Origin of the sequence: Luteolibacter sp. LG18 (genome assembly GCF_036322585.1) — a bacterium.
GTDB lineage: Bacteria > Verrucomicrobiota > Verrucomicrobiia > Verrucomicrobiales > Akkermansiaceae > Luteolibacter.
Genome location: NZ_AP024600.1, coordinates 2,672,389 through 2,694,309 on the forward strand (window position 1 = coordinate 2,672,389; position 21,921 = coordinate 2,694,309).

Below are 21,921 nucleotides of genomic sequence, written 5' to 3' on the forward strand. Positions count from 1 at the left end.
CAGATCGTTGAGGGTGGGGTTACTCCACCGTCACACTCTTCGCGAGGTTGCGGGGCTGGTCGATCTCGCAACCGCGGGCATTGGCCACGTGGTAGGCGAAGAGCTGGAGCGCCACGGCGGCCGGGATGGTGGCCACCAGCGGATGGGTGCGGGGGATCTCGATCACGTCGTCCATCACCGCGGCGGCCTCGTGGTCGCCCTCGGTGATCACGCCCAGGATGCGGGCACCGCGGGCGCGGCATTCCTCGACGTTGCCGAGGGTTTTGTCCTTGCCCGGAATGTCGCAGGCCAGCGCGATCACCGGCGTGTCCTTTTCCAGCAGGGCGATCGGGCCGTGCTTGAGTTCCGCGGCGTGGTAGCCCTCGGCGTGGATGTAGGAGATTTCCTTGAGCTTCAGCGCGCCTTCCAGCGCCACCGGATACATCGGGCCGCGGCCGATGAAGAACGAGTGCTCGTTCTTCGCGTAGCGTTCGGCGATTTCCTGGATGTGGTCGCTCTGTTGCACGGTGCGCTCGACGAGCGCCGGGATGGACTCGATCGCCTTGGCGAGCTGCATGCCGTCCTCGCGGGAGAAGCGTCGGCCGCGGCCGAGCTTGAGCGCCATCATCAGCAGGATCGCGACCTGACAGGTGAAAGCCTTGGTGGAGGCCACCGAGATTTCCGGACCGGCGTGGAGATAGACGCCGCGGGAGGTTTCGCGGGCGATGGTGGAGCCGACGACGTTGCAGAGGCTCATCACGAACGCGCCCTTCTGGATCGCCTCGCGCACGGCCGCCAGGGTGTCGGCGGTCTCGCCGGACTGGGAAATGGCGACGACGAGGTCGTTGCGGCTGACGATCGGATTGCGGTAGCGGAATTCCGCCGCTTGCTGGACCTCGGCCGGGATGTTGGCGAGGTCCTCGAAGGCGTATTCGCCCACCAGACCGGCATGCAGCGAGGTGCCGCAGCCGACCAGCACCACGCGGGAGATTTCAGCCAGTTCGCGCGGCGAAGTGCCCATGCCGGAGAGCACGGAGGTGCCGAGATTGAAATCGAGGCGGCCGCGGATCGCGTTGGCCAAGGCATCCGGCTGCTCGTGGATCTCCTTGAGCATGAAGTGCTCGTAGCCGCCCTTCTCCGCCGCGGTGGCGTCGAAGCCGAGCTCGGCGATCTCGCGGGTCACCGGCACGTTGTTCAGGTCGCGGATGTCGATGGAGTCCGCGGTGACCGTGGCGATGTCGTTGTCGTTGAGATAAATGACCCGCTGGGTGTGGGAGAGGATCGCGGAGGCATCGGAGGCGATGATGGTTTCGCCCTCGCCCACGCCGATCACGATCGGGCTGCCGCGGCGGGCGGTCACGATCTTGCCCGGCTCACGGGAAGACAGCACGGCGATGCCGAAGGTGCCTTCCACCTGGTGGAGGGCATCGCAGACGGACTGGAACAGGTTGCTCTTGTAGCAATCCCCGATCAGGTGGGAGAGGACTTCGGTGTCCGTGTCCGAGAGGAACAGGTGGCCCTTCGCCTCGAGGCGGGCGCGCAGGGAACGGTAGTTCTCGATGATGCCGTTGTGGACCAGCGCGATGTCCCCGGTCTGGTCGAGGTGCGGGTGGGCGTTCGCCTCGGTGGGCGGGCCGTGGGTGGCCCAGCGGGTGTGGGCGATGCCGGTGCCGCTGCGGGTGAAGCGCTCGGCCGGCCATTCGGCGCGGGCCTTGTCGCTCAGGGCCGAGACTTTTCCCGGGGCCTTGGTGACGACGATCTTACCATCGTCCAGCAGGGCCACGCCCGCGGAATCATAGCCGCGGTATTCGAGCCTTCTCAATCCGTTGATGAGGACGGACGCCGCGTCCGCTTTTCCGAGGTATCCGACAATGCCGCACATGGTGGGGAAATGACTAATGACTAAATCCTAATGACTAAACGAGGAGGAGCAGATCAGTCCGAGATCTTGTCCTTTTGAATGATATCGCCCGGGCGGGTGGAGACGCCGGGCCAGAGTTTGCGTCCGCAGTAGATCGAGGTGTGGATGCCGGTGTGGACGCCGTCGCCGACGATCGCGCCGAACTTGCGGCGGCCGGTGTCGACCAGCACGCCATCCACCATCGAGTGGTGGTTTTTCCCATCGTGGCGGAAGTTCGAGACGATGGTGCCCGCGCCGAAGTTCACCTTCTCGCCGATGATCGAGTCGCCGACGTAGGAGAGGTGGCCGATGCTGGCCTTGTTGAGGAGGATGCAGTTCTTGATTTCGACGGCTTGGCCGATGTGGCAGTTCTCGCCGATCGAGGTGTTGCCGCGGATGTAGCAGTTCGGGCCGAGCTTGCTGTTCAGGCCGACGATGACGTTGCCCTCGATGTAGACGCCGGGCAGGATGCGGGCACCGGGAGCCAGGTGGAGGATGCCCTCGACCACGGCGGACGGATGCAGGTCGCCTTCGATGCGGGATTCGAGCAGGCCGCCGACGAGCTGTTCGTTCGCGCGGAGCAGGTCCCACGGGTAGCGGATCAGGAACGATTTCGCGGCGGTGCGCGCGGCGTCGAAGTCCGGGGTCTCGCCGACCCATGCCAGCGCCCCGCCGTCTTCATCGAGCAGGGTCCTCACCGCCGGATCGTTGAACAGCGAGGCATCCTCGCCCGCGATCCACGCGTGCGGGTGGATCGTCGCGCCGGGCTGCGGCCAGGAGGCGCGCAGCAGGTCGTGGCGGGCCCGCAGCGGCAGGTTGCCGATCGGGAAGTCCTCGATGTCCCGGGTGAGGGTGATGGGGTGGCAGGTGGTGCTCATGGTTCAGCCGATTTCCTCGCGGATGGCCGCGGCGAATTTGCTCACCCACAGGCGGGCGCTCTCGATCTCGCGGTGCTCCACCAGCACGCGGATTTTCTTCTCGGTGCCGGAGTAGCGGATCAGGTGGCGGCCGTCCGAGCCGAACTCCTTGGTCGCCTGCTTCATCAGCTTGGTGAGCTTCGGCAGGGTCTCGATCGGCGGCTTCTGGTTCACCGGGATGTTCGCGAGCTGGTTCGGATACTCCTGCATGATCGAGGCGAGCGTCGCCAGGGTGGCGTTCTTCTCGCGCATCATGCGCAGCACCTGCAGGGCGCTCAGGATGCCATCGCCGGTGGTGGCGTGCTCCGAGAAAATGAGGTGGCCGGAGTTCTCGCCGCCGAAGGTGAAGCCGCCCTTGCGCATCGCCTCGATCACGTGGCGGTCGCCGACACCGGTGGTTTCCACCTTGATGCCCTGCTTCCGCATGGCCTCGTGCAGGCCGAGGTTGCTCATGGTGGTGCAGACCAGCGTGTCGTTTTTCAGGCGGCCCTGCTCCTTCATGGCGATGGCGGAAAGGGCGAGGATGCGGTCGCCGCTGACGACCTGGCCGTTCGAATCGGTGAAGATCACGCGGTCGGCGTCGCCGTCGAACGAGATGCCGAGATCCGCGCCGTGGCGGCGGACCAGTTCACCGGCGTTCTCCGGGTGGAGCGCGCCGCAGCCGTCGTTGATGTTGGTGCCATCCGGGCTGATGCCGGCGGTGATGACCTCGGCTCCGAGTTCCTTGAAAATGAGTGGGGCGATGAAGTAGGCCGCGCCGTGGCCGCAATCGACCACCACCTTCAGGCCGTGGAGCGAGACGTTGTCTGCGGTGTGCTTGGCGAACTCGATGTAGCGGCCGCGGGCGTCCTCGATGCGGTGGGCCTTGCCGATTTGGCGCGGCGGCAGCGGTGCGCCCTCCGGTTCCTCGCCGAGGATGTGGCGCTCGACGATGGATTCCAGTTCGTCGGAGAGCTTGTAGCCGTCCGGGCCGAAGATCTTGATCCCGTTGTCCTCGTAGGGATTGTGGGACGCGGTGATCATGATGCCGGCGGCGGCCCCCATCGACTTGGTGAGGTGGGCCACGCCGGGAGTCGGCATCGGGCCGACCATGAAGACGTCCATGCCCATGGAGACGAGGCCGCTGGTCATGGCGGTTTCCAGCATGTAGCCGGAAATGCGCGTGTCCTTGCCGAGCAGCACGCGGTTCCGGTTCGGGCCGGAGGAGCGCAGCACGCGGGCGACCGCCTTTCCAACGCGGAGGGCGACTTCAGCGGTGATGGGAAATTCGTTTACGCGGCCACGGATGCCGTCGGTTCCAAACAATCGGGTGCTCATGAAAATAGGGAGTCAGCTTCTGACAAAACAGTCGGACGGGGATAGGAAAAACGCGTTAATTTCGTCGCATTTTTACCTCTGCGGGCGGTGGCAATCGGCTACCGCTCTCCTCTCACTCCGGCTCAGGGCCGCACCTACGGAACGAGGGGGTTGTGCCCCCCGTGGCGGAAAAACACAAGCACAAGTCCGTGTTTCCGTCCCCACCCGTTCTATTCCAATACCGCGCGCTGGATGCGGCCGGGGGATTTTTTCAGGAACTGGCGGGCGAGGGCCTCGAATTGTTCCGAAAGGTCGGTGAGGTGGATCGTGAGGCTGCCGTCCTGGGTTTCCGGGGCGAGCAGCTCGAGGCGGGTCAGCTCGCGCTTCAGGTGCTCCGCGCAGGTGGTGGCGGAGTCCACCAGCCGGACCTCCGCCGGCAGTAGCTCGCGCAGCACCGGAATCAGCAGCGGGTAGTGGGTGCAGGCCAGCATCAGGGTGTCGATGCCCTTGTCCACCAGCGGCTGGAGGTAGGCGTCCAGCACCAGCCGGATCGCCGGGTGGTCGATCCAGTTTTCCTCGATGAAGGGCACGAGCAGCGGCGTGGCCTGGCCGTGGATGATCAGGCCGGTCCGCCGCTGGGCCAGCGCGTGCTGGTAGGCATGGGAACGGATGGTGCCCTGGGTGGCGATGATGCCGACCCGCTCGGTGGTGGGCTCGGCCAGGGCGGCCTCCACCCCCGGTTCGATCACGCCGATGATCGGGGTGCGGTACTGGGCCAGCAGGCTCGGCAGGGCGTGGGCGGTCGCCGTGTTGCAGGCGACCACAATGGCCTTCACGTGTTTCCCGAGCAGGAAGCGCACGTCCTCATCCGCGAACTGGCGGATGGTCTGGGGGCTTTTCGAGCCGTAGGGCAGGCGCGCGGTGTCCCCGAGGTAGATGATGTCCTCGTGGGGCAGGAGCTGCTGGACGGCGCGGACGACCGTGAGGCCGCCGACGCCGGAATCGAAAATACCAAGGGGTGCGCTGGACACGCGGGGAAAATGGCAGGCCGCCGGAAAGACGCAATTACTTCGCGGGCTCGGTCGTTTCCGGAGCGGCGGGAGCCGGTGCCGGAGTGGTGTCCGCGGAGGGCGCGGGGGCCGGGGAGGCGTCCGCCGGAGCCGCGTCGGCAGGGGCGGGTTCAACCTTGGCCGGGGCCTTTTTCGCGGGCTTCTTGCTGCCGAGGTCGTCGAGCAGCGAGCGGCCGGTTTCCTTCTGGTGGCGGATCGCCAGACCGACCCCGAAGGCGGCGAGGGCCAGCACGATGAACAGCAGGACCATGGTGCCGCTGGAGCGGCCTGCCACCGGTGCGTCCGCCAGCGAGCGGGCGGGGGCCTTTTCCTTTTGCGGCGGCAGGGCCTCGATCGGCGATTGGGTGCCGAGTTCGGCCTGTTCTTCGTCGCTGAGCTGGAAATCGAACGAAACGTCGCCAAGCAGGACCGTCGTTCCGGAATGGAGCGGGATGGTCATCCGGCGCTGGCCTTCCAGCTTCGTGCCATTGGTGGAGCTCAAGTCCCGGATTTCGTAGCCCGCGTCGGTCCGGACCATCTCGGCGTGCTTCACCGAGACGGAGGAGCAATTGATCTGGATGTCGTTCTCGCTGCCGCGGCCGAGGGAAACCTTCCGGCGGTCGAGTTGGAACCGGTAGGGCTGCGGGGTGGTATCGGGAACGGTGATGGTGACGCGGGGCATAGGGCCAGAACGAGGGTTTCACGCGGGTTCTAGCGTGGAAATCCGTAGGGATGCACGGAAATTTCCGGCAATTTCCCAACGTATCGGGCGGTGATGAAAGTGATTTTGACCCTTCTGACCCCCTTGCTGCTGGCCGTTCCGTGCCGCGGCGCCGAGGGATCGAAGGCGCTCCGGGTGGTCAGTTGGAACCTCCACCACGGCGAAGGAAGCGATGGAAAGCAGGATCTGGCCCGCATCGCGGCGGTGATTCAGTCCCAGGAGCCGGACGTGGTCGTCCTCCAGGAGGTGGACAACAAGTGCAAGCGCAGCGGCGGGGTGGACCAGGCCGCCGAGCTGGCCCGCCTGACGAACCTGCAATACGTTTTCGGCAAGGCGATGGACCACGATGGCGGCGAATACGGCCAGGCGATCCTGTCCCGGTTCCCGCTCTCCGACCTGAAAATCCACAAGCTCCCTGGCGAAGGTGAGCCGCGGATCGCGATTTCCGCCCGCACGGAGACCCCCTTCGGTCCGCTGACGGTGGCGGGCGTCCACCTCGATTACGGCGACCCGGCCCGGCAACTGGTGCAGGCACAGGTTGCCTCGGCCGCCCTGCTGGAGGTGTCCACCGGTCCGATCGTGCTGGCCGGGGATTTCAATGCCACGGCGGAATCCAAGACACTGGCGGTGTTTTCCCAGGCCCCGTGGATCGTGGTCCCGAAGTCGGGGAGCGCGGCCACCGAGCCCGCGGTGAAGCCGGACAAGGAGATCGATTTCACGGTGGTGAAGGGTCTGCGGCCGGTGAAACCGACCGTGGTGGTGGCCGAGACGGCCGCCTCCGACCACCGGCCGATCGTGACGGCGTTCGCAAAGCCGGAGTGATCCGGGTTTCCATTTGCCAAGAGGCGGTTCCTTTGCTCCATTCCGGACGTTATGGCCAATCCGACCAACGTTCTCGCCAGCGGCATCGAAATCACGGGTTCGATCCGGTTTTCCAACGACATGATCATCGACGGCAAAATCGAGGGTGAGATCACCTCGGACAAAGGCCGCGTGACCATCGGTGAAAACGCGCTCGTGAAGGGCGACGTCACCGCCGGGGAAGTGAAGGTCTACGGCAAGGTGGAAGGCAAGATCACCTCCCAGCGCTGCGAGCTGAAGGACAAGTCGAAGATCAGCGGCGACATCAAGTCCAAGGTCTTCACCATGGAGGAAGGCGCCCAGCTCTCCGGCCGCACCGAAATCGGCGGCTGAGCCTAGCGACAACGTTTTTGGAGAAGGGCGGGCCGTGTGGTCCGCCTTTTTCGTCCCTGCTCCCAGTTAGGCTCCCAGGATCCGCTTCTGGGCGGCGGCGTCGAGGGGGGTGCAGAGGCGGTAGCCTTCACCGCGCGGCGGGAGGGTGGCGGTGAAGGCGTCGCGGGCCTCGGGAGTGTCGAAATCGAGGCCGATCAGGGCGCGGCCGATGCGTTCGCCGGACTGGCGGTAGTTGAAGTAGAAGAAGCTGGCGCGGCCGCGGATGATCTTGTCGAGGAAGTCGTGGAGCGCGCCGCGGCGCTCGTAGAAGTCGAGGCGCAGGAACAGCGGGCTGGTGAGCAGTTCCTCGCGCAGCGGGATGGCGCGGAAATTCACGTCCACGGCTCCGGAAAGGTCCTCCCACTCGTAGCCACCGGCGGCGAAGCGGTCGGGGAGGGCGGCGAGCTTGGAGTCATCGTCCGCGGTGACGGTGAAGACCGGCCAGGCCTCGGTGGCGTGGTACTTGCCGTATTGGAAATCGGTGATGTTCAGGCCCTCGAAGCAGCCGTCGAGCAGGGCCAGCATGGTGCCCGGCCGCTCCGGAATGCGGACGCGCAGGGTGCGGCTGGCGGTGGCGGAGGCTCCTTCGGATTGGGCGATCAGGCCGAGCTGGAGGAAGTCGATGTTCGCGCCGGTGACGACGACGAGGACGCGCTTGCCGACGAGTGCCTCGCGGTTCTTCAGCACGGCGGCGAGGCCCATCGCGCCGGAGGGTTCGGACACGCAGCGGAGCGTTTCCCAGAGCACGCGGATGGCGCGGCTGACCTCGGTGTTGCTGACGGTTTCGACGCGGGAAAGGGTGCCGCGGCAGATCTCGAAGGGCAGGGAGCCCGCCTTCCGGACGGCGGTGCCGTCGCAGAAGATGTCGACCTTGTCCAAGGTGACGGGCTCACCGGCTTCGAGCGCGGCCTTCATTGAGGCCTGGCCTTCGCCTTCCACGCCGATGAGTTCGGTGTCCGGCCAAAGCATGTTCAGCCAGCAGGCCGCCCCAGCGGCCATGCCGCCACCGCCGATCTGGAGGTAGGCGGCATCGAAGGGGCCGTGGCCGGAAAGCACGACTTCGTCGGCCAGCGTGGCCTGCCCGGCCATTACCTGGAGGTCGTCGTAGGCGTGCAGGTAGACCGCGCCGGTGGCGCGCTCGTCCTCACGGGCGGCGGTCACGGCCTCGTCGTAGCTGTCGCCGGAAAGGAGGATCTCCACGCGGTCGCCGCCATGGAGTTTCACCGCCTGTTGTTTCACGCGGGGCGTGGAACGCGGCATGTAGATGCGCGCCTGGATACCGAGTTGTTTGGCGGCGAGGGCCACTCCCTGGGCGTGGTTGCCGGCCGAGGCGGTGACCACTCCGCGGGCGGCCTCCTCGGGCGTGAGCACGGCCATGCGGTTGCAGGCGCCGCGCCACTTGTAGGCCTTGATGGGCGAGAGATCCTCGCGCTTCACCCAGATCTCCGGGCCGGGGCCGGGGAGGATCAGGCGCTCGAGGGGAGTGGGCTGCCCGAAGCGATACACCCGCTCGCGGGCGAACAGGGTTTCCTGCCGCAGGCGGCGGTCGAGGGGCAGCGCGTCACGTTCCATGCCCTTGGTTTCGGGCAGGGGCGGGTGGCGTGCAAGGTTAGATCGGCGGGCGCTCTCCCTTGAGATGGAGGAATCGCAGGCCGGGAAATCTTTTGAAATCGGAATCGAATGAGACCAGCCGGCACCCGGCTTCCATGGCCAACGCCGCCAGATAGGCATCCGTCCAGAGCGGCGGGGTGACGATGCCCTGTTGGACCCAGGATTCCATCTGCCCGTCTTCGATCCCTGTGTCCGGCAGGAACCGCACCTCCGGCAGTGCTAGGAAGGACTGATAAGCCTCCCACGCTTCCTCCACCGAAAAAGGCTGTCCGGCCATCGCCTTGGAGTTGGTGGCCAGCCGCAACAATCCGAGGACAGTCACCCGGCAGAAGAGGAGTTCCTCCGCGCCGCCGGTTTCCCAGTAGTGGCGTGCTGCTTCATGGTGCTGGTGGTTCTCGTCGCAGAGAGCCAGCCAGACATTCACATCAAGAAGGTCCATGGGCACGGGCGGCGTCTTCTTCGTCGAGGAGCTTCCGGGCCCGCGCGTTGCTGAGGGCTGGGATCACCTTGCCGGTTGCCTTGCGAGGGAGGGGAAGCGGGCTGCGCCGGGTGGAAATGTGGGCCGCTCCCCCGTAAAGCCCTGCCTCCACATATTGGGTGAGCAGCTCTTTCAAGGTGACTCCGTCCCGGGCGGCTTTGGTCTTCAGATCCCGGAAAACCGGATCGGGAAGGTCCAAGGTGGTTCGCATAAACGCATATTCACATCAAAATGGGCCCGCGTCAATCCACCTCACGAAAGAGGCAGGCCTTGGGCTGGCCTGCCTCTCCGGATGACAAGGGTATCGTGTCGCGAAGCCTCAGCGCTTGAAGAGCTGGAGGTTCGCGTTCGAGCCGCGGACCTGGTAGCCGGAGCCGAAGGGGACCTGGGGCACCGGACCGGCGGCGGCGTAGGCGGCGCGCAGGTCGGCTTGGCCATGGTTGGCGAAGAGCTCGATCGGGGTGTCGTAGGAGCCGAAGAGTTTCGTCTGCCAGCCGCTGTAGTAGCGGAACGGGATGCCGGAGTCGTCCTGGACGACGGCGTGGCAATTGCTCAGCACGAAGTTGCGGATGCCGGAGAAGCCATCGTCGTGCATCAGGTAGGAGGCGGCCTTGAAGTAGGCCACCGAGCCGCCGTAGGACGACAGCCACGAGCGGTAGCCGCCATTGAAGCCGCTGTTCGAGAGGTCGCCGGAGACGTAGATGACGCGCTTCGAACCGCTGCCGGGGATGCGGAAGTCGATCTGGACGGCGGGTTTACCTCCGGCGGAGAGCGATTGGATGTTCTGCACCGTGCCGTTCATCAGGCCGATGGTGGAGAGCAGGATCGGGGTGACGCCCTGCAGCGGACCGTTCGCGAGGTCGCCGCGCATGTCCTTGGTGATGAAATAGCCGACCTTGAGCTGGGTATCGACCGAGCGGGAAAGCTGCGACAGCGCGCCGAGCACCGCGCCCGGGTCCTGGCCCTCCAGCATCGGCAACGAACCGGCGGGCTCCAGTCCGAGCAGGACATAGGTGGAGGTGTGCGGGAACATGCCGATGGCATGCAGCAGGTCCGGCCCGCCGAAGGGATAGAGGAGGGTGCCCGGCGAGCCGATGGTGGGCGCGAGGTTCTCATCCGACCACATGCTCTGTTTCAGCGTGCGACGGGAGGCATAGTAGCGCCAGCGGTAGCGCATGCTGTCCGAGTAGGACTTGTAGTTCGCCGTCATCTGCATCTGGGAGAGGGAGGCACCGTGGTGGACGGCCTTGCCTGCCAGGAACAGGGTGATGTCGTTCACGTCCGCGGTGCCGGAGGCGGGAGCGAACACGGGAGGCGGTTCGGCGGCGGCCGGATCGCCGGTGGTGATGATCGGCTTCGACGGCGTGGGCGAGCAACCGGCGAGAGCCAGGGAAAGCAAAAGGACGGAGGCGCGTTTCATGGGGATTTGCGGTTGAGTGGGAACCAGAGAAGAGCGCAGGCGAGGGCGGTCAGCAGGCCGCAGAGGGTGGGAAAGGAGGCGAGGTGGTAACCGTCGGCGGGAGCCGGGCGGGTGAATTCCTTCACGAGGGACTGAAGGATCACGAATCCCGCCATTCCGATGAAAATCAAGGAAAGGATGAGGTGCGGGGCGCTCGCCTGGCCGCGGCGGCGCAGGATGAAGATCCCGGCCACGGCGAGGGCGGAGCAGAGGGTGAGGCCGGACTGGGTGTAGTTGACCAGGGTGTCGAGCTGGCCGAACCAGACGAAGGCCAGCGCGAGGACGGTTTGGAAGACGAGAGCGTTGAGCGGGACGCCATCCTTCGGGGCGAACCAGCGCAGGGCCGCGACGTCCCTGCCCATCGAGCCGAGCACCCGCGGGCCGGCCCACAGCAGCGCGCTGACGGAGGAGAACAGGCCGATGGCGAGCAGGCCGGAGGTCCAGCGGGCGGCGGCCGGGCCGAACAGCGAGCGCGCGGCGGCGTCCGCGATTTCCTCGTTCGCCGCCAGATCGGCGACCGGCGCTGCCTTGAGGAAGGCGGCGTTCAGTCCGATGTACAGGAACATCACCAGCAGTGAGCCGCCGATCAGGGCACGCTTCACAGTGCTCTCCGGGCGCTGCCATTCCTCCAGTCCGTAAACGGCGGCGTTCCATCCGGAGTAGGCGTAGAAGACGAACATCAGCGCGGTGGCGAAGGCCGGATTCCAGATCGCCTTCGCGTCGCCCGCTTCCGGCAGCCAGCGGATGTCGCCCTTTCCGGGCAGCACGACCGCGGCGATGAGGAAACCGACGATGAGGGTGAGCTTGATGCTGGTGGCGGCCACCTGCACGCGACCGCTGGTGCGGGCGCTCATGGCATGGGCGAGGGTGCCGAGGATGATCACCGTGTAGGCGGCGACATCCGGTCGCACCCAGTCCTGGCTGCTGTGGAGGTAACGGCCGAGCGCCAGCGCGGAGATCGCGGTGGGGGCGGCGAAGCCGACCACGGCGGAGAGCAGCCCGGACATGAAACCGAGCGAGGGATGATAGAGCTCGGTGAGGTAGTGGTACTCGCCGCCGGATCGGGGCAGGGCTTTGGCCAGCGTGGCATAACAAAGGGCACCGCAGAGTGAGATCAGGCCGCCGACGATCCAGAGGAGGAGGATCGGCGGGGCGGCGTGGAAATCGAAAAGCTGGTAGTGCAGCGAAACGAACACGCCGGTGCCGATCATGTTCGCGACCACCAGGGCGACGGCGGAGGCGCTGCCAGCGTGACTTTTTTCCGACACACCCCTTTGTCGCGCCGATTCCGTTAGAGTGCAAGACATCGCCGGAGCGGCGGGCGAAATTGTCGCGGGAAATTTCTCCCGGTCGTGCGTATGGTGCGGCAGCGATGGCGGGAATGGACGAGCAATACTGGACCGGGCCGGAAGGGCGGCGGTTGTGTTATGCCGAGTACGGCGATCCGGCCGGGAAACCGCTGCTGTTTTTCCACGGCTGGCCGAGTTCCCGGCTGCAAGGGTGGATCCTCGACAAGGAGGCGAAGCGGCTGGGGCTGCGGGTGATTTCGCCGGACCGGCCGGGGATGGGGCGCTCCGATTTCGCGGGCAAGCGGACGCTGGCCCAGTGGCCGGAGACGATCCGCGGCCTCGCCGGGCATCTGGGGCTCGAGGAGTTCCGCGTGATGGGGGTTTCCGGTGGCGGTCCTTACGCGCTGGCCTGCGCCGCGTGGCTGCCGGATTTGGCGAAGCGGGTGGCCGTGGTCTGCGGGGCTCCGCCGCTGGTGGAGTTCGCGGATCACTCCGATCTGATGTGGACCTACCGGCTGCTTTTGAAAATCCGCCGCCATGCTCCGGGAGTGCTCGGCCGGGTCATCGGGTTGTCCCGTCGGATTTCTGCGATGCCTTCCGACCGCCCGCCGATGAGCTGGATCCTCAAGTCGGTGCCACCGGAGGACCGCGACGCCATCGCGGGCGCGGGCGGCTACGACACTTTCATCGGCAGCTTCCACGAGGGCATCCGCCAGGGAGGGCCCGGCGTGGTGGCCGATGCGGATGTTTATCTGGATGATTGGCAGCTCGATTTTGCCTCGATCCGGATTCCCGTTACCTTCTGGCACGGGGCGCTCGACCGCAACATTCCGATTCGGATGGCGCGGGAGGTAGCGGCGAAGGTTCCCAACGCCGCGACCCGCTGGTTCGACGACGAGGGGCACTACTCGCTGCCGTTGCGGCAGCTCACGCCGATCCTCGAAGATTTGGTGTGAATGTGTTCAAATGAACATTTTTGGTGGCGCTGCGGGCAATCCGGGAGCAAGGTCGTTCCATGGCCGAGCGTGGGCGCGGGGCGGACGGAAATCCGCTCAACCGGTTCGACCGTTTCCACGTGGAGACGGACGAGGACGCGTGGGTGGATGACGACCCGCGGCCACTGAAGACGGTGTTCCTGGGGGATGACTCGCAATCGATCCTGACGAAGAACGACGCGGAGGATCTGGCCTTCGAATACGGGCTGAATCCCTACCGCGGCTGCGAGCACGGCTGCGCTTACTGCTACGCACGGACCTACCATGAATACCTCGGGTTTTCGGCGGGGTTGGATTTCGAGTCGAAGATCGTGGTGAAGCGGGATGCGCCGGCGTTGCTGGAAAAGGCGCTGGCGAAGAAGACCTACCAGCCGGGGCTGCTCGCGATCTCCGGGGCGACCGATTGCTACCAGCCGGTCGAGCGGAAGCTGGGGATCACCCGTGGATGCCTGGAGGTGTGCGCGCGGTTCCGTCAGCCGGTGCTCATGATCACGAAGAACACGCTGGTGACGCGGGATCTGGATCACCTCACGGAGCTGGCGCGGCATCAGGCCGCGGCGGTGTTCCTGTCCGTGACCTCGCTCGATCCGAAACTGGCTCGGATCATGGAACCCCGGGCGGCATCACCGCGGGCGCGGCTGGAAACGATCCACGCGCTGGCGGAGGCGGGAGTGCCCGCCGGGGTGAGCGCCGCGCCGATGATCCCGGGGCTGAACGATTCCGAACTGCCTGCGATCCTCGCGGCGGCGAAGGAGCACGGCGCGAGCTTCGCGATGTACTCGATGGTGCGGCTGCCCGGCAGCGTGGCGCAGGTGTTCGGAGCGTGGTTGGAACGCCACTTTCCGGATCGGAAGGAGAAGGTGCTCGGAAGAATCCGCGCGGCGTACGAGGGTGAGCTGAACTCGACGGCACCGGGATTGCGGAACCGCGGGGCGGGAGCGGCGGCGGGGCAGCTTCGCGCGCTGTTCCACGCGAGCTGCCGGAGGATCGAGCTGGCGACGCGGCCGCCGGAGTTGTCGCTGGCGGCGTTCCGAAGGGTGACGCCGGGGCAGGGGGAGTTGTTTTGAGGGGGCTGCCTCCGACCTCCGCCCTGCGGAATCTGGAAACGTGGTTCGCGAATCGATGGACTGGGCGTGCATGGGAATAGGGGCATCCACCCAACCCACGCTCTCACGAGCGCGGCTACGCAAGAGACGGCCACGGGCCGCGTTAGGGCTTCGCGGCGAGCCAGCTCAGGGAGGCGTTGTGGCTGACGATGGTGTAGGGTTTGCCACCGGCGAAGCCGGGCAGTTCCTCGCTGTGGCCGGGCACGGTGAGGACCCAGCGGCCCGGTTCGGTGCAGGTGAATTTCACGAGGCCGTTGTCGTCGGTCTTCAACGGGGTGTGGCTGCCATCCGGGGCATTGAGCTGGGCCTTCGCGCCTGCCAGCGGCTTGCCGCGGAAAAACACGCGGGCCTCCCCCGGGGTGCCGGTGGGGACGATGTCGAGGGTGAGCGCCGGTTCCGCGGCAACCTTGTCGGCTCCGGCGGGCAACCACCGGCCGTAGAAGATGGGGCGTCGGGCGGGCTTGCCCTCGGCGGCCCGCACGGGGAAGGGGACTTCCGCCACCAGGGCCTGGTCCGGCTTCGCGCCGCCGAGCGTGTAGTGGTCGGACATCTTCAGCGATTCCAGCGGCTTGGTGTCCTTCGTCACCGGAAGTACGACGCCCGCTGGAGTTCCCAAGGAGTCGAGCGGGCCGGGGGATTTCTCCACCTCGGCATCGAATTCGCCGAAGCGGACGACGAGGGTGCCTTCCGGGCCCGGTTCCACCCACACGGAATGGGCGAGGGCGGCGGGAGCGAGGAGACAGGCGGCAAGCAGGCCGAGGCGCAGGGAGGGTTTCATGATGGGGATGCGGGCGGGTTCAGGCGGCTTTCTTCAACTGCGGCAGGATGCCGGCCTCGATGGCCTTTTTCGCGGCGGCCTCCGGGTCCTTTTCCCAGGTGGCCTTGGCCTTGTCGTTGAAGAAGTAGACCTTCGTGCCGTGGTAATCGACCGAGGGGCTGAAGGGGGTGATGAGCGACTTCCGGTTGATCGGGCAGTAGCGCTGCGGCAGGAGCTTGATGGAGTCGAGGCCGAGCGCCTTTTCCTTGCCCTTGAACTGCGGCAGCAGGCCGAGCTCGGTGGAGACCTTCACGTAGTAGGCGGCGGCCTGCGGGTTCGCGTTCCAGAGGCGCTCGCATTTGCCGCAGCAGAGGGCGACGGGGGTGCCCTTGAAATCGACCTGATGATCGGACTCGACCTCGTCCTCGGTCATCATGGGGCAGTGCGGATTGGCCGGGGCTTCGGCGGAGGCGAGGCCGGTGGCCAGCAGGGACGCGCCGAGGACGAGGGCGCGGATCGGAAGCAGGGACGCGAAGAGGTGCATGGTTGGATGGAGGGTAATGGTGTCGGGTGGATTTGGATCGTGGGCGGTTGCGTCATTTGGACGCCGGGTTGCCATTCGGGGGAGTGGTTCGGACGGGAAAAGGATTGCGTGGTGCCGCCGGGCGTGGGGATGTTAGGGGATGATGGAACCGACGGAGTCGTTGAAGCGGTGGGATGCGCTGGGCACCGTGATCTCCGCGTTGATCCTCGCGGGCGGCGGGCTGCTGATGGCGTTCGGCGTGTGGGTGGTCGGCAAGTGCAAGGAGATGTTCGCCGAGGTGGGGTTGGAGGGTTTGCCGTGGTTCACCCGCAGCGTGTATTTCCTGCAGAAGGTCCATGTGCTGGAATTGGCGGCCGTGCTTTTGCTGGGGCTCGGGGTGGTGGCGCTGGCGGTGGTTCCGGAGCGGCCGCGGGCGAATCTCTATGGCGGGTTGGTGGGTGTGCTGCTCGCGTTGTGCGGCGCGGCCACGCTGGCGACCTCGATGATCCCGCTGGTGTATATCATCAATACGTTTGGGCAGCAGTCGTGAGGAAGGATCCGGTTGTCCGGCGGGTGGAAGGTCGCCCGGCCTATCCGCCACCGCCAACGGAGCTGGCGGAGACAATCCGAAAGCGGAGCTTCCGGCTACGATGGGCGGCTAACGGAACAACGACTCCACGCCCATCGCGGACTTTCGCATGAACTTCGGGATCGAGTTCGGGCGGTGGCGGTGGAACCAGCGGAACAGCGGGCCGAGCACGTTCAGGGTGAAGAGGTGGTCGATGATGCGGTAGCCGCGTTGTTTCCGCAGCAGCAGCGCGGAGGCGAGGCCGAGCGTGCGGCGCTTGGTGTGGAACTCGCCGAAGTCGAGCTTGATGCGGTAGCGGGCGCGGATGGATTTCGGCCAGCGTTGCTTGTAGGCTTTTTTCGCGGCGCGGAGGTCGGCGGTGAGTTCCTCGTCCGGCGGCAGGAAGTAGAAGCGGCGGGCGAGCAGGATGAGGTGGAAGAAGTCGCGCATGTGCTCGAGGTCGTCTGCGGGCAGGCGCGCTTGTTCCGCGAGCTCGATCATGCGCGGGAACAGGGTGAACGCGGCCTCGCCGGTGCGGAGGGCTTGGCCGGTGTCCTTCACGAAGTGGCGGAGGATCTCGCGGACGGCGTTGTTGATGAACAGCGAGTCCCAGTAAACGTGGAGGAGCGGGGGGATGCGGACGCGGCGGAAGAAGAGCTTCTGCGCGGCGAAGTCGCCGACATAGAGCAGGTCACGGATCACGGTTTCGGCGTGGCGCAGGAGCTCCAGCGCGGCGATGGCGCGGTCCTCGCCGAGGATTCCGGCGATGGCCTGCTCGACGGTCTGGTGGTCCTTGAAGATCCGCAGCGCGCACAGCGTGTTGAGACGGATCCAGACGTCGCGGTCGTTCGGTTCGAGGAACGCGAGCCGTCGGAACCGATGCCAGCCGCCGGTCTGACACCACACGGAAAGCCCGGCGACGTTTTCCGCCGCGCCCAGCTCGTGGGCGAAACGCTCGTGGTCCCAGCCGGTGAAGGAGGGATATTCGCCCGCGCCCTCGTATTCCTTGCGGGCTTGGAGTTCGAGGATCTTCGGCTGCTTGACGGTGAAGAAGGCCTGGTTGAGCGGCAGGTAACGGAAGAAATCGCTCTCGCCGTGTTTCATCGAGACGATGAAGTTCGGGGAATCGATATCCTTCAGCGTGGTGGCGAGCGTGCGGCGGTGCCAGATGAGATCGCCGATGCGGTGAGCACCGACGGTCCAGGTGCGGAGGATGAGGGTCTTGTTCCGCTTTTCGAACTCGGGCAGGAGCTGGTGGAGCAGGCGGTTCGCGTCGGCCGGGGTCTTGAGGTGGAGGTGGGTGCGGATCGGGTCCTTCACGTCCACGCCATCGCTCTCGCCGATGCGGAGGATGAGGCCGTCGAGCTGGGGAAAATCATCGAGCACGCCGCGGATCAGGCAGCGATAGTAGGCATCGAGTTCGGCGGGCTTGGTGCCCAGCTCGGCGACCACGGCGGGGGTGGTGGGGATGACGTCCGAGGTGAGCAGGATGCGGAGTTTCGACTCGCGCTTCACCCGGTCGAAGAGACGGGTGAACTCCTGGCGATAGACTTCGATCTTCGCGGCCACTTCCGGTTCATGGGCGGGGTGGGTGGCGAGGTGGGCGAGATCGTCGAAGGTGATGGTGTTGAACCCCGCGGCCTCCACCTCGCGGCAGAAGACGGAGAGGTCGTCGGCGATGCGGTCCCAGTGCGCGCGGCGTTCCGGGCCATCGGTGGGGAGGGCGTTGAAGGGGATCTTCGACCAGTTGACCCGTTTCTTTTCGTAGCCCCGGAAGAACGGGCCGATGCCGTCGATGATGAACCACTCCATGGCGGAATTCGGGCCAGCGTGTCCGGTCCGTCACCGGAGGCGAGGGGGGATGTTTGACAGGATTGTCACAAGCGGGGCGCTGGAGCCGGAGTTCGGGCCGGGAGTATGGGGCGATTCGCGGCTGGTTTGAATAGATCCTTCCAGCGGCCGGTCATAGCTGTTAGAACGGCAGGCTAGGACGCCAAGGTGGCAATCCATGCCGTGGCCGTTCGCCCCCAGAAACCATGAAACCCCCATTCCGTATCGCCATCATCGCCGCCCTCGGCGCCTCGTATCTGTGTCTCCATGCTCCGCACGCGCGGGGTGAGGACAAACCGGCCGACGCCAAACCAAAGCAGGAAGCCAAGAAGCAGCCCACCGCCGCCTCTCTGGTGGCCGACATGGGCAAGTCCGTCGCGTTCATCGCGCATGCCGCGAAGGACAAGATTAGCACCAAGTCGAAGGAGGCCCGCCCGTTCTGGAGCGCGCTCCGGGATTGCAGCAAGGCCATCGACCAACTGGAGGCCGGCGTGAAGGCCAACGACGAGAACACGCTCAAGGGGCTGGATGCCCTCGGTGTGAGCGTGCATCAGCTCGCCGCCGCATGGGGGGTGCTCAGCGGTTCCCATGAGGGTGTCGAAGTCGGACCTGGCCTGAAGTCGCTCTCGAAGTCCTATGAAACCTTCCTGTTTCACTTCGGCCCGTCGGTGGCGCGGAAGAAGATGGGCGGCGAGGTCACCGAAGCCGAGAAGGCGCAGCTCGTGGCGGCGCGGGCCGAGGTGAAATCGATCAAGTCCCAGTTGAAGGTCATCGAGGGCAAGGCCAAGCCGAAGTCCTACCAGCAGCGGTTCGTCCACGACATCGTGGGGCTCTGCGACGAGGCGGACAAGGTGACGGGCAACGATTTGAACGCCTACTGCACTTACCTTTTCCAATACAACCGGCTGAAGTACACGGCGCTCGCCTACAATTCGCTGGTCGACGACTGGTTCCCGGATTTCTCCAAAGACTGGAGCACCGTGGCCAAGGCGAAGCAGGCCCCGGGTGCCGGCGAGTTTTCCGAGGCTGCCGTCACCTACTACAAGGATTGGAAGTATGCCAGCCAGCCGGTTCACAAGGCAGGGGACTACTACGAGGTGACCGCCTGCGTGTCCGTGATTTCGGAGTCCGAGGAGGCGACGTATGAGTCCTACACGGAGTCCTATTCGGAGGAAACAGCCACCGAGGAATCCGCCGAGGAGCTGGCCCAGGTGACCGAGGAGGTCTCGATCGACGAGGACGACCACGAGTCCTTCGCGGATGAATCGGACGGCACCGACACCGACGAGAGCATGGAGGATGGAGTTGCCGACGATGATGGCGGTGGGGATGACGACGGCGGTGGCGAAGACGAGTAAGCCGCCCGCGTTTGCAATGTGAAAGCCCCGCTTCCGTTTCCGGAGGCGGGGTGTTTTTCAAAAGACGGGACAGGAATGTCCCTACTCCTTGTTGCTTCTTGGATACGAAAACGCCCCGCCTTCCATCGGAAAGCGGGGCGTTTCGGAAAACGGGATTCCGGATCAAGTGGGCTGTTCGCCGCGGGCCATCACGACCTTGCCGGTGCGGACGGTTTCGATGATCTGGAACTGCGAGAACATGGTGACCGCGGCGTCGATTTTCGGCGAGTCGCCGGTGATCATGACGATCATCGAGGCCGGGGTGAGGTCCACGGTCTTGCCGTCGAAGTGGCTGGTGATGTGGAGGGCCTGGGAGCGCTCGGCTTCGGCGCAGGCGATCTTGATGAGGATCATCTCCTTGGTCACGGAATCATCCGAGGTGTGCTCGAAGCAGTGGATGACGTCGATGAGCTTGGAGACCTGCTTGATGATCTGGTCGAGGCCTTCCGGGTTGCCGCTGATGCCGATGGTCATGCGCGAGAAGTTCGCGTTGCGGCCTTCGGAGACGACGAGGGAGTCGATGTTGAAACCACGGCGGGAGAACACCTGGCAGATGCGCATCAGGACGCCCGGCTCGTTGTTCACGAGGATCGAGAGGGTGTGCATGGCGCCGCGGCGGATGGCGGGAGCGGCCGCGGGCGTTTCGGTGGTGATGATGGAGTTCATCGGATCAAAGTGGGAAGTGATCAGTAATCAGTGATCAGTGGTAAGAGAGGGAGAGGAAGCCGGGTGACAGCGAGCAGTGGAATCGGATCACTGCTCACTGATCACTCGGCACTGTGGATCACGTGGACCCGATGGGCTTGGCCATCTTCTGTTTCGGGGCCTCGGTGATCATGTCCTCGAGGGCGGCGCCGGCCGGGATCATCGGGAAGACGTTGTCGGTCTTCACGCACTCGGCGTGGATGAGGATCGGACCGTCGTTGTAGGCGAGGGCCTTCTCGAGCATGCGGGTGACATCGGCCGGGCGCTTGATGTGCACGGACGGGATGCCGTAGGCGGCGGCCAGCTTGCAGAAGTCCGGGTTGCCGATGAGGTCCACGCCGCTCTCGCGGTTGTCGAAGAACAGCTCCTGCCACTGGCGGACCATGCCGAGGTAGTGGTTGTTCAGCACCACGATCTTGATCGGGAGCTTGTGGATCTGGGCGGTGGCGAGTTCGAACAGGGTCATCTGGAAGCCGCCGTCCCCGGAGATGGAGATCACGGTCTTCTTCGGATGGGCGAGCTGCGCGCCGATGGCGGCCGGGAAGCCGAAGCCCATGGTGCCGGCACCGCCGGAGGACAGCCAGTGGAAGGACTCGCTGTTCTTGTAGAACTGCGCGGCCCACATCTGGTGCTGGCCCACGTCGGTGGAGACGATGGCCTCGCCCTTGGTGAGTTCATAGAGCTCGTCGATGACCTGCTGCATGCGCAGGCCGCCCTGCTTCTTGTAGCTGAGCGGGTACTTCTTCTTGTAGCCGTCCAGCTTGGAGATCCACTCGGAGGTGGGAAGCGGGTTGATGTGCTCGTTGAGCGCGGCCAGCGCGGCCTTCGCGTCACCCACGATGCAGATGTCCGGCTTGATCATCTTGTTCATCTCCGCCGGGTCGATGTCGATGTGGATGATCTTCGCGGTGGCGCAGAACTTGGACGGATTGCCGATGATGCGGTCGTCGAAGCGGGAGCCCACGTTGATGAGCAGGTCGCACTCGATCATCGCCTTGTTGGCGTAGGCGGTGCCGTGCATGCCGAGCATGCCGAGCGAGAGCGCGTGGGTTTCCGGGAACACTCCCTTGCCGAGCAGGGTGGAGGTCACCGGAGCGTTGAGCGTTTCCGCGAGGTAGCGCAGCTCCTTGTCGGCGCGGGCGATCATGGCGCCCTGGCCGGCGAGGATCACCGGGCGCTTGGCCTGGGAGATCAGGGCGGCGGCTTCCTCGATGGCGGTGCGGTCGATCTTGAAGTCGCTGGACGGATCGTAACCCGGGAGGTTGAAGGGAGGATTCAGATCACCGGTGAAGGCGGCACCGGACACGTCCTTCGGCACGTCGATGAGCACCGGGCCGGGGCGGCCGGTGGTGGCGATGTGGTAGGCCTCGCGGGCGATGCGCGGCAGCGAGTTGGTGTCCTTCACCAGGTAGTTGTGCTTCACCACCGGGATGGTGATGCCGAAGATGTCGGCTTCCTGGAAGGCGTCCTTGCCGAGCATCCAGGTCACGGTCTGGCCGCTGATCACGATCATCGGCACGGAGTCCATCATGGCGGTCATCAGGCCGGTCACGGTGTTGCCGGCGCCGGGGCCGGAGGTCACCAGCACGGCGGCGGGCTTGCCAGTGGCGCGGGCATAGCCATCGGCCATGTGGACGGCACCCTGTTCGTGGCGGACGAGGACGAACTTCAGCTTGGTCTTGATCGTTTCGAGCGCGTCGAAGATAGGAATCGCCGCGCCGCCGGAGTAGCCGAACATGTATTCGATGCCGAGCTCGTCGAGCGTCTTGATCAGGGCTTGTGCACCGTCGAGTTGTTGTGTGCTCATAAAAACAGGGGTCTGGGCGGCGAAAGTGCCACCTTGTCGGGCTAAGGCAACTCGAAAATCGGGAAATTTTGTTCAAAATCGGCCAATTGTGCTGATGGGTTGCTCGAAAATTGCCGAATTGGTGATAAATTCGGGAAATTGTTGGGGCGGGGATTTGGAAATGGTGGGTTCCGGGATGAGTGGGTGGAGTGGCCCCTTTTTGGGGGCGTGGTTCCTTTTTTGGGAATCGAGGGGGCTTGTCTAACGAAGATCTTCCGCCCACGCTGAGGTGTTCATTTTGTTCTGCGTATGTACTCCGAGA

At 65.3% G+C, this 21,921-nt stretch carries 21 protein-coding genes; 6 read left to right on the forward strand and 15 right to left on the reverse strand.

Features of this window, described 5'->3' with window-relative positions; all coding sequences use genetic code 11:
* Positions 1–19: 19 nt before the first annotated feature.
* The 5 genes from glmS to llg_RS11160 all read right to left on the reverse strand — a co-directional run bounded on the left by glmS (position 20) and on the right by llg_RS11160 (position 5,823).
* The gene (gene glmS / locus llg_RS11140) at positions 20–1,861 is read right to left on the reverse strand and encodes a glutamine--fructose-6-phosphate transaminase (isomerizing) (RefSeq protein ID WP_338289998.1); all 1,842 of its coding nucleotides are present in this window, start codon (positions 1,859–1,861) and stop codon (positions 20–22) included.
* Between the two features lie 53 nt (positions 1,862–1,914).
* Positions 1,915–2,757, reverse strand: a complete 843-nt coding sequence (locus llg_RS11145) for a hypothetical protein (protein WP_338289999.1) — start codon at positions 2,755–2,757, stop codon at positions 1,915–1,917.
* A 3-nt stretch (positions 2,758–2,760) separates the two neighbouring features.
* Complete coding sequence (glmM, locus tag llg_RS11150; RefSeq protein WP_338290000.1) at positions 2,761–4,113, reverse strand: phosphoglucosamine mutase; 1,353 nt, start codon at positions 4,111–4,113, stop codon at positions 2,761–2,763.
* 209 nt (positions 4,114–4,322) lie between these two features.
* Positions 4,323–5,123: a glutamate racemase gene (gene murI, locus llg_RS11155; protein WP_338290001.1), complete on the reverse strand. Its 801-nt coding sequence runs from the start codon at positions 5,121–5,123 to the stop codon at positions 4,323–4,325.
* 34 nt (positions 5,124–5,157) lie between these two features.
* Entirely contained in the window at positions 5,158–5,823 is a 666-nt protein-coding gene (locus llg_RS11160; RefSeq protein ID WP_338290002.1) for an FHA domain-containing protein, read from the reverse strand.
* A 93-nt stretch (positions 5,824–5,916) separates the two neighbouring features.
* Between llg_RS11160 and llg_RS11165 the strand changes: the two genes are divergently transcribed.
* Both llg_RS11165 and llg_RS11170 read left to right on the forward strand, forming a co-directional pair.
* Entirely contained in the window at positions 5,917–6,684 is a 768-nt protein-coding gene (locus llg_RS11165; RefSeq protein ID WP_338290004.1) for an endonuclease/exonuclease/phosphatase family protein, read from the forward strand.
* Positions 6,685–6,735: 51 nt separating this feature from the next.
* Positions 6,736–7,056: a polymer-forming cytoskeletal protein gene (locus llg_RS11170; protein ID WP_338290005.1), complete on the forward strand. Its 321-nt coding sequence runs from the start codon at positions 6,736–6,738 to the stop codon at positions 7,054–7,056.
* Between the two features lie 66 nt (positions 7,057–7,122).
* Here llg_RS11170 and llg_RS11175 read toward each other — a convergent pair whose 3' ends face one another.
* The 5 genes from llg_RS11175 to llg_RS11195 form a co-directional block, all read right to left on the reverse strand.
* Positions 7,123–8,667, reverse strand: coding sequence for a pyridoxal-phosphate dependent enzyme (locus llg_RS11175; protein ID WP_338290006.1), 1,545 nt, complete (start codon positions 8,665–8,667; stop codon positions 7,123–7,125).
* Positions 8,668–8,704: 37 nt separating this feature from the next.
* Positions 8,705–9,145: a TA system VapC family ribonuclease toxin gene (locus tag llg_RS11180; protein WP_338290007.1), complete on the reverse strand. Its 441-nt coding sequence runs from the start codon at positions 9,143–9,145 to the stop codon at positions 8,705–8,707.
* Complete coding sequence (locus tag llg_RS11185) at positions 9,132–9,395, reverse strand: hypothetical protein (RefSeq protein ID WP_338290008.1); 264 nt, start codon at positions 9,393–9,395, stop codon at positions 9,132–9,134. Before llg_RS11185 ends, llg_RS11180 begins: the two co-directional genes overlap by 14 nt.
* Positions 9,396–9,503: 108 nt before the next feature.
* Positions 9,504–10,604 carry a hypothetical protein gene (locus tag llg_RS11190; RefSeq protein ID WP_338290009.1) on the reverse strand — a complete coding sequence of 367 codons (1,101 nt, stop codon included), beginning with the start codon at positions 10,602–10,604 and terminating at the stop codon, positions 9,504–9,506.
* The gene (locus llg_RS11195) at positions 10,601–11,911 is read right to left on the reverse strand and encodes an amino acid permease (protein WP_338290010.1); all 1,311 of its coding nucleotides are present in this window, start codon (positions 11,909–11,911) and stop codon (positions 10,601–10,603) included. The genes llg_RS11190 and llg_RS11195 overlap by 4 nt, the downstream gene beginning before the upstream one ends.
* A 113-nt stretch (positions 11,912–12,024) precedes the next feature.
* On the opposite strand from llg_RS11195, the gene llg_RS11200 reads away from it, so the two are divergent.
* Positions 12,025–12,888 (forward strand): alpha/beta hydrolase, encoded by an 864-nt coding sequence (locus llg_RS11200; protein ID WP_338290011.1) that lies wholly within the window; start codon positions 12,025–12,027, stop codon positions 12,886–12,888.
* Between the two features lie 59 nt (positions 12,889–12,947).
* On the forward strand, positions 12,948–13,994 hold the full coding sequence (locus llg_RS11205) for a PA0069 family radical SAM protein (protein ID WP_338290012.1): 1,047 nt from the start codon (positions 12,948–12,950) through the stop codon (positions 13,992–13,994).
* A gap of 142 nt (positions 13,995–14,136) precedes the next feature.
* On the opposite strand, the gene llg_RS11210 is transcribed toward llg_RS11205, so the two are convergent.
* Together llg_RS11210 and llg_RS11215 are read right to left on the reverse strand one after the other, a co-directional pair.
* Positions 14,137–14,811: a DUF4198 domain-containing protein gene (locus llg_RS11210; RefSeq protein WP_338290013.1), complete on the reverse strand. Its 675-nt coding sequence runs from the start codon at positions 14,809–14,811 to the stop codon at positions 14,137–14,139.
* A 19-nt stretch (positions 14,812–14,830) separates the two neighbouring features.
* Positions 14,831–15,334 (reverse strand): hypothetical protein, encoded by a 504-nt coding sequence (locus llg_RS11215; RefSeq protein ID WP_338290014.1) that lies wholly within the window; start codon positions 15,332–15,334, stop codon positions 14,831–14,833.
* 139 nt (positions 15,335–15,473) lie between these two features.
* On the opposite strand from llg_RS11215, the gene llg_RS11220 reads away from it, so the two are divergent.
* A complete protein-coding gene (locus llg_RS11220) occupies positions 15,474–15,863 on the forward strand; it encodes a hypothetical protein (protein WP_338290015.1) in 390 nt (129 codons plus the stop codon).
* A 108-nt stretch (positions 15,864–15,971) separates the two neighbouring features.
* Here llg_RS11220 and llg_RS11225 read toward each other — a convergent pair whose 3' ends face one another.
* Entirely contained in the window at positions 15,972–17,693 is a 1,722-nt protein-coding gene (locus llg_RS11225; RefSeq protein ID WP_338290016.1) for a hypothetical protein, read from the reverse strand.
* Positions 17,694–17,917: 224 nt separating this feature from the next.
* On the opposite strand from llg_RS11225, the gene llg_RS11230 reads away from it, so the two are divergent.
* Positions 17,918–19,069: a hypothetical protein gene (locus llg_RS11230; RefSeq protein ID WP_338290017.1), complete on the forward strand. Its 1,152-nt coding sequence runs from the start codon at positions 17,918–17,920 to the stop codon at positions 19,067–19,069.
* A 162-nt stretch (positions 19,070–19,231) separates the two neighbouring features.
* Here the strand turns inward: llg_RS11230 and ilvN are convergent, their stop codons facing one another.
* Positions 19,232–19,774 (reverse strand): acetolactate synthase small subunit, encoded by a 543-nt coding sequence (gene ilvN, locus llg_RS11235; protein ID WP_338290018.1) that lies wholly within the window; start codon positions 19,772–19,774, stop codon positions 19,232–19,234.
* 118 nt (positions 19,775–19,892) lie between these two features.
* On the reverse strand, positions 19,893–21,620 hold the full coding sequence (gene ilvB / locus llg_RS11240) for a biosynthetic-type acetolactate synthase large subunit (protein ID WP_338290019.1): 1,728 nt from the start codon (positions 21,618–21,620) through the stop codon (positions 19,893–19,895).
* Positions 21,621–21,921 lie beyond the last annotated feature (301 nt).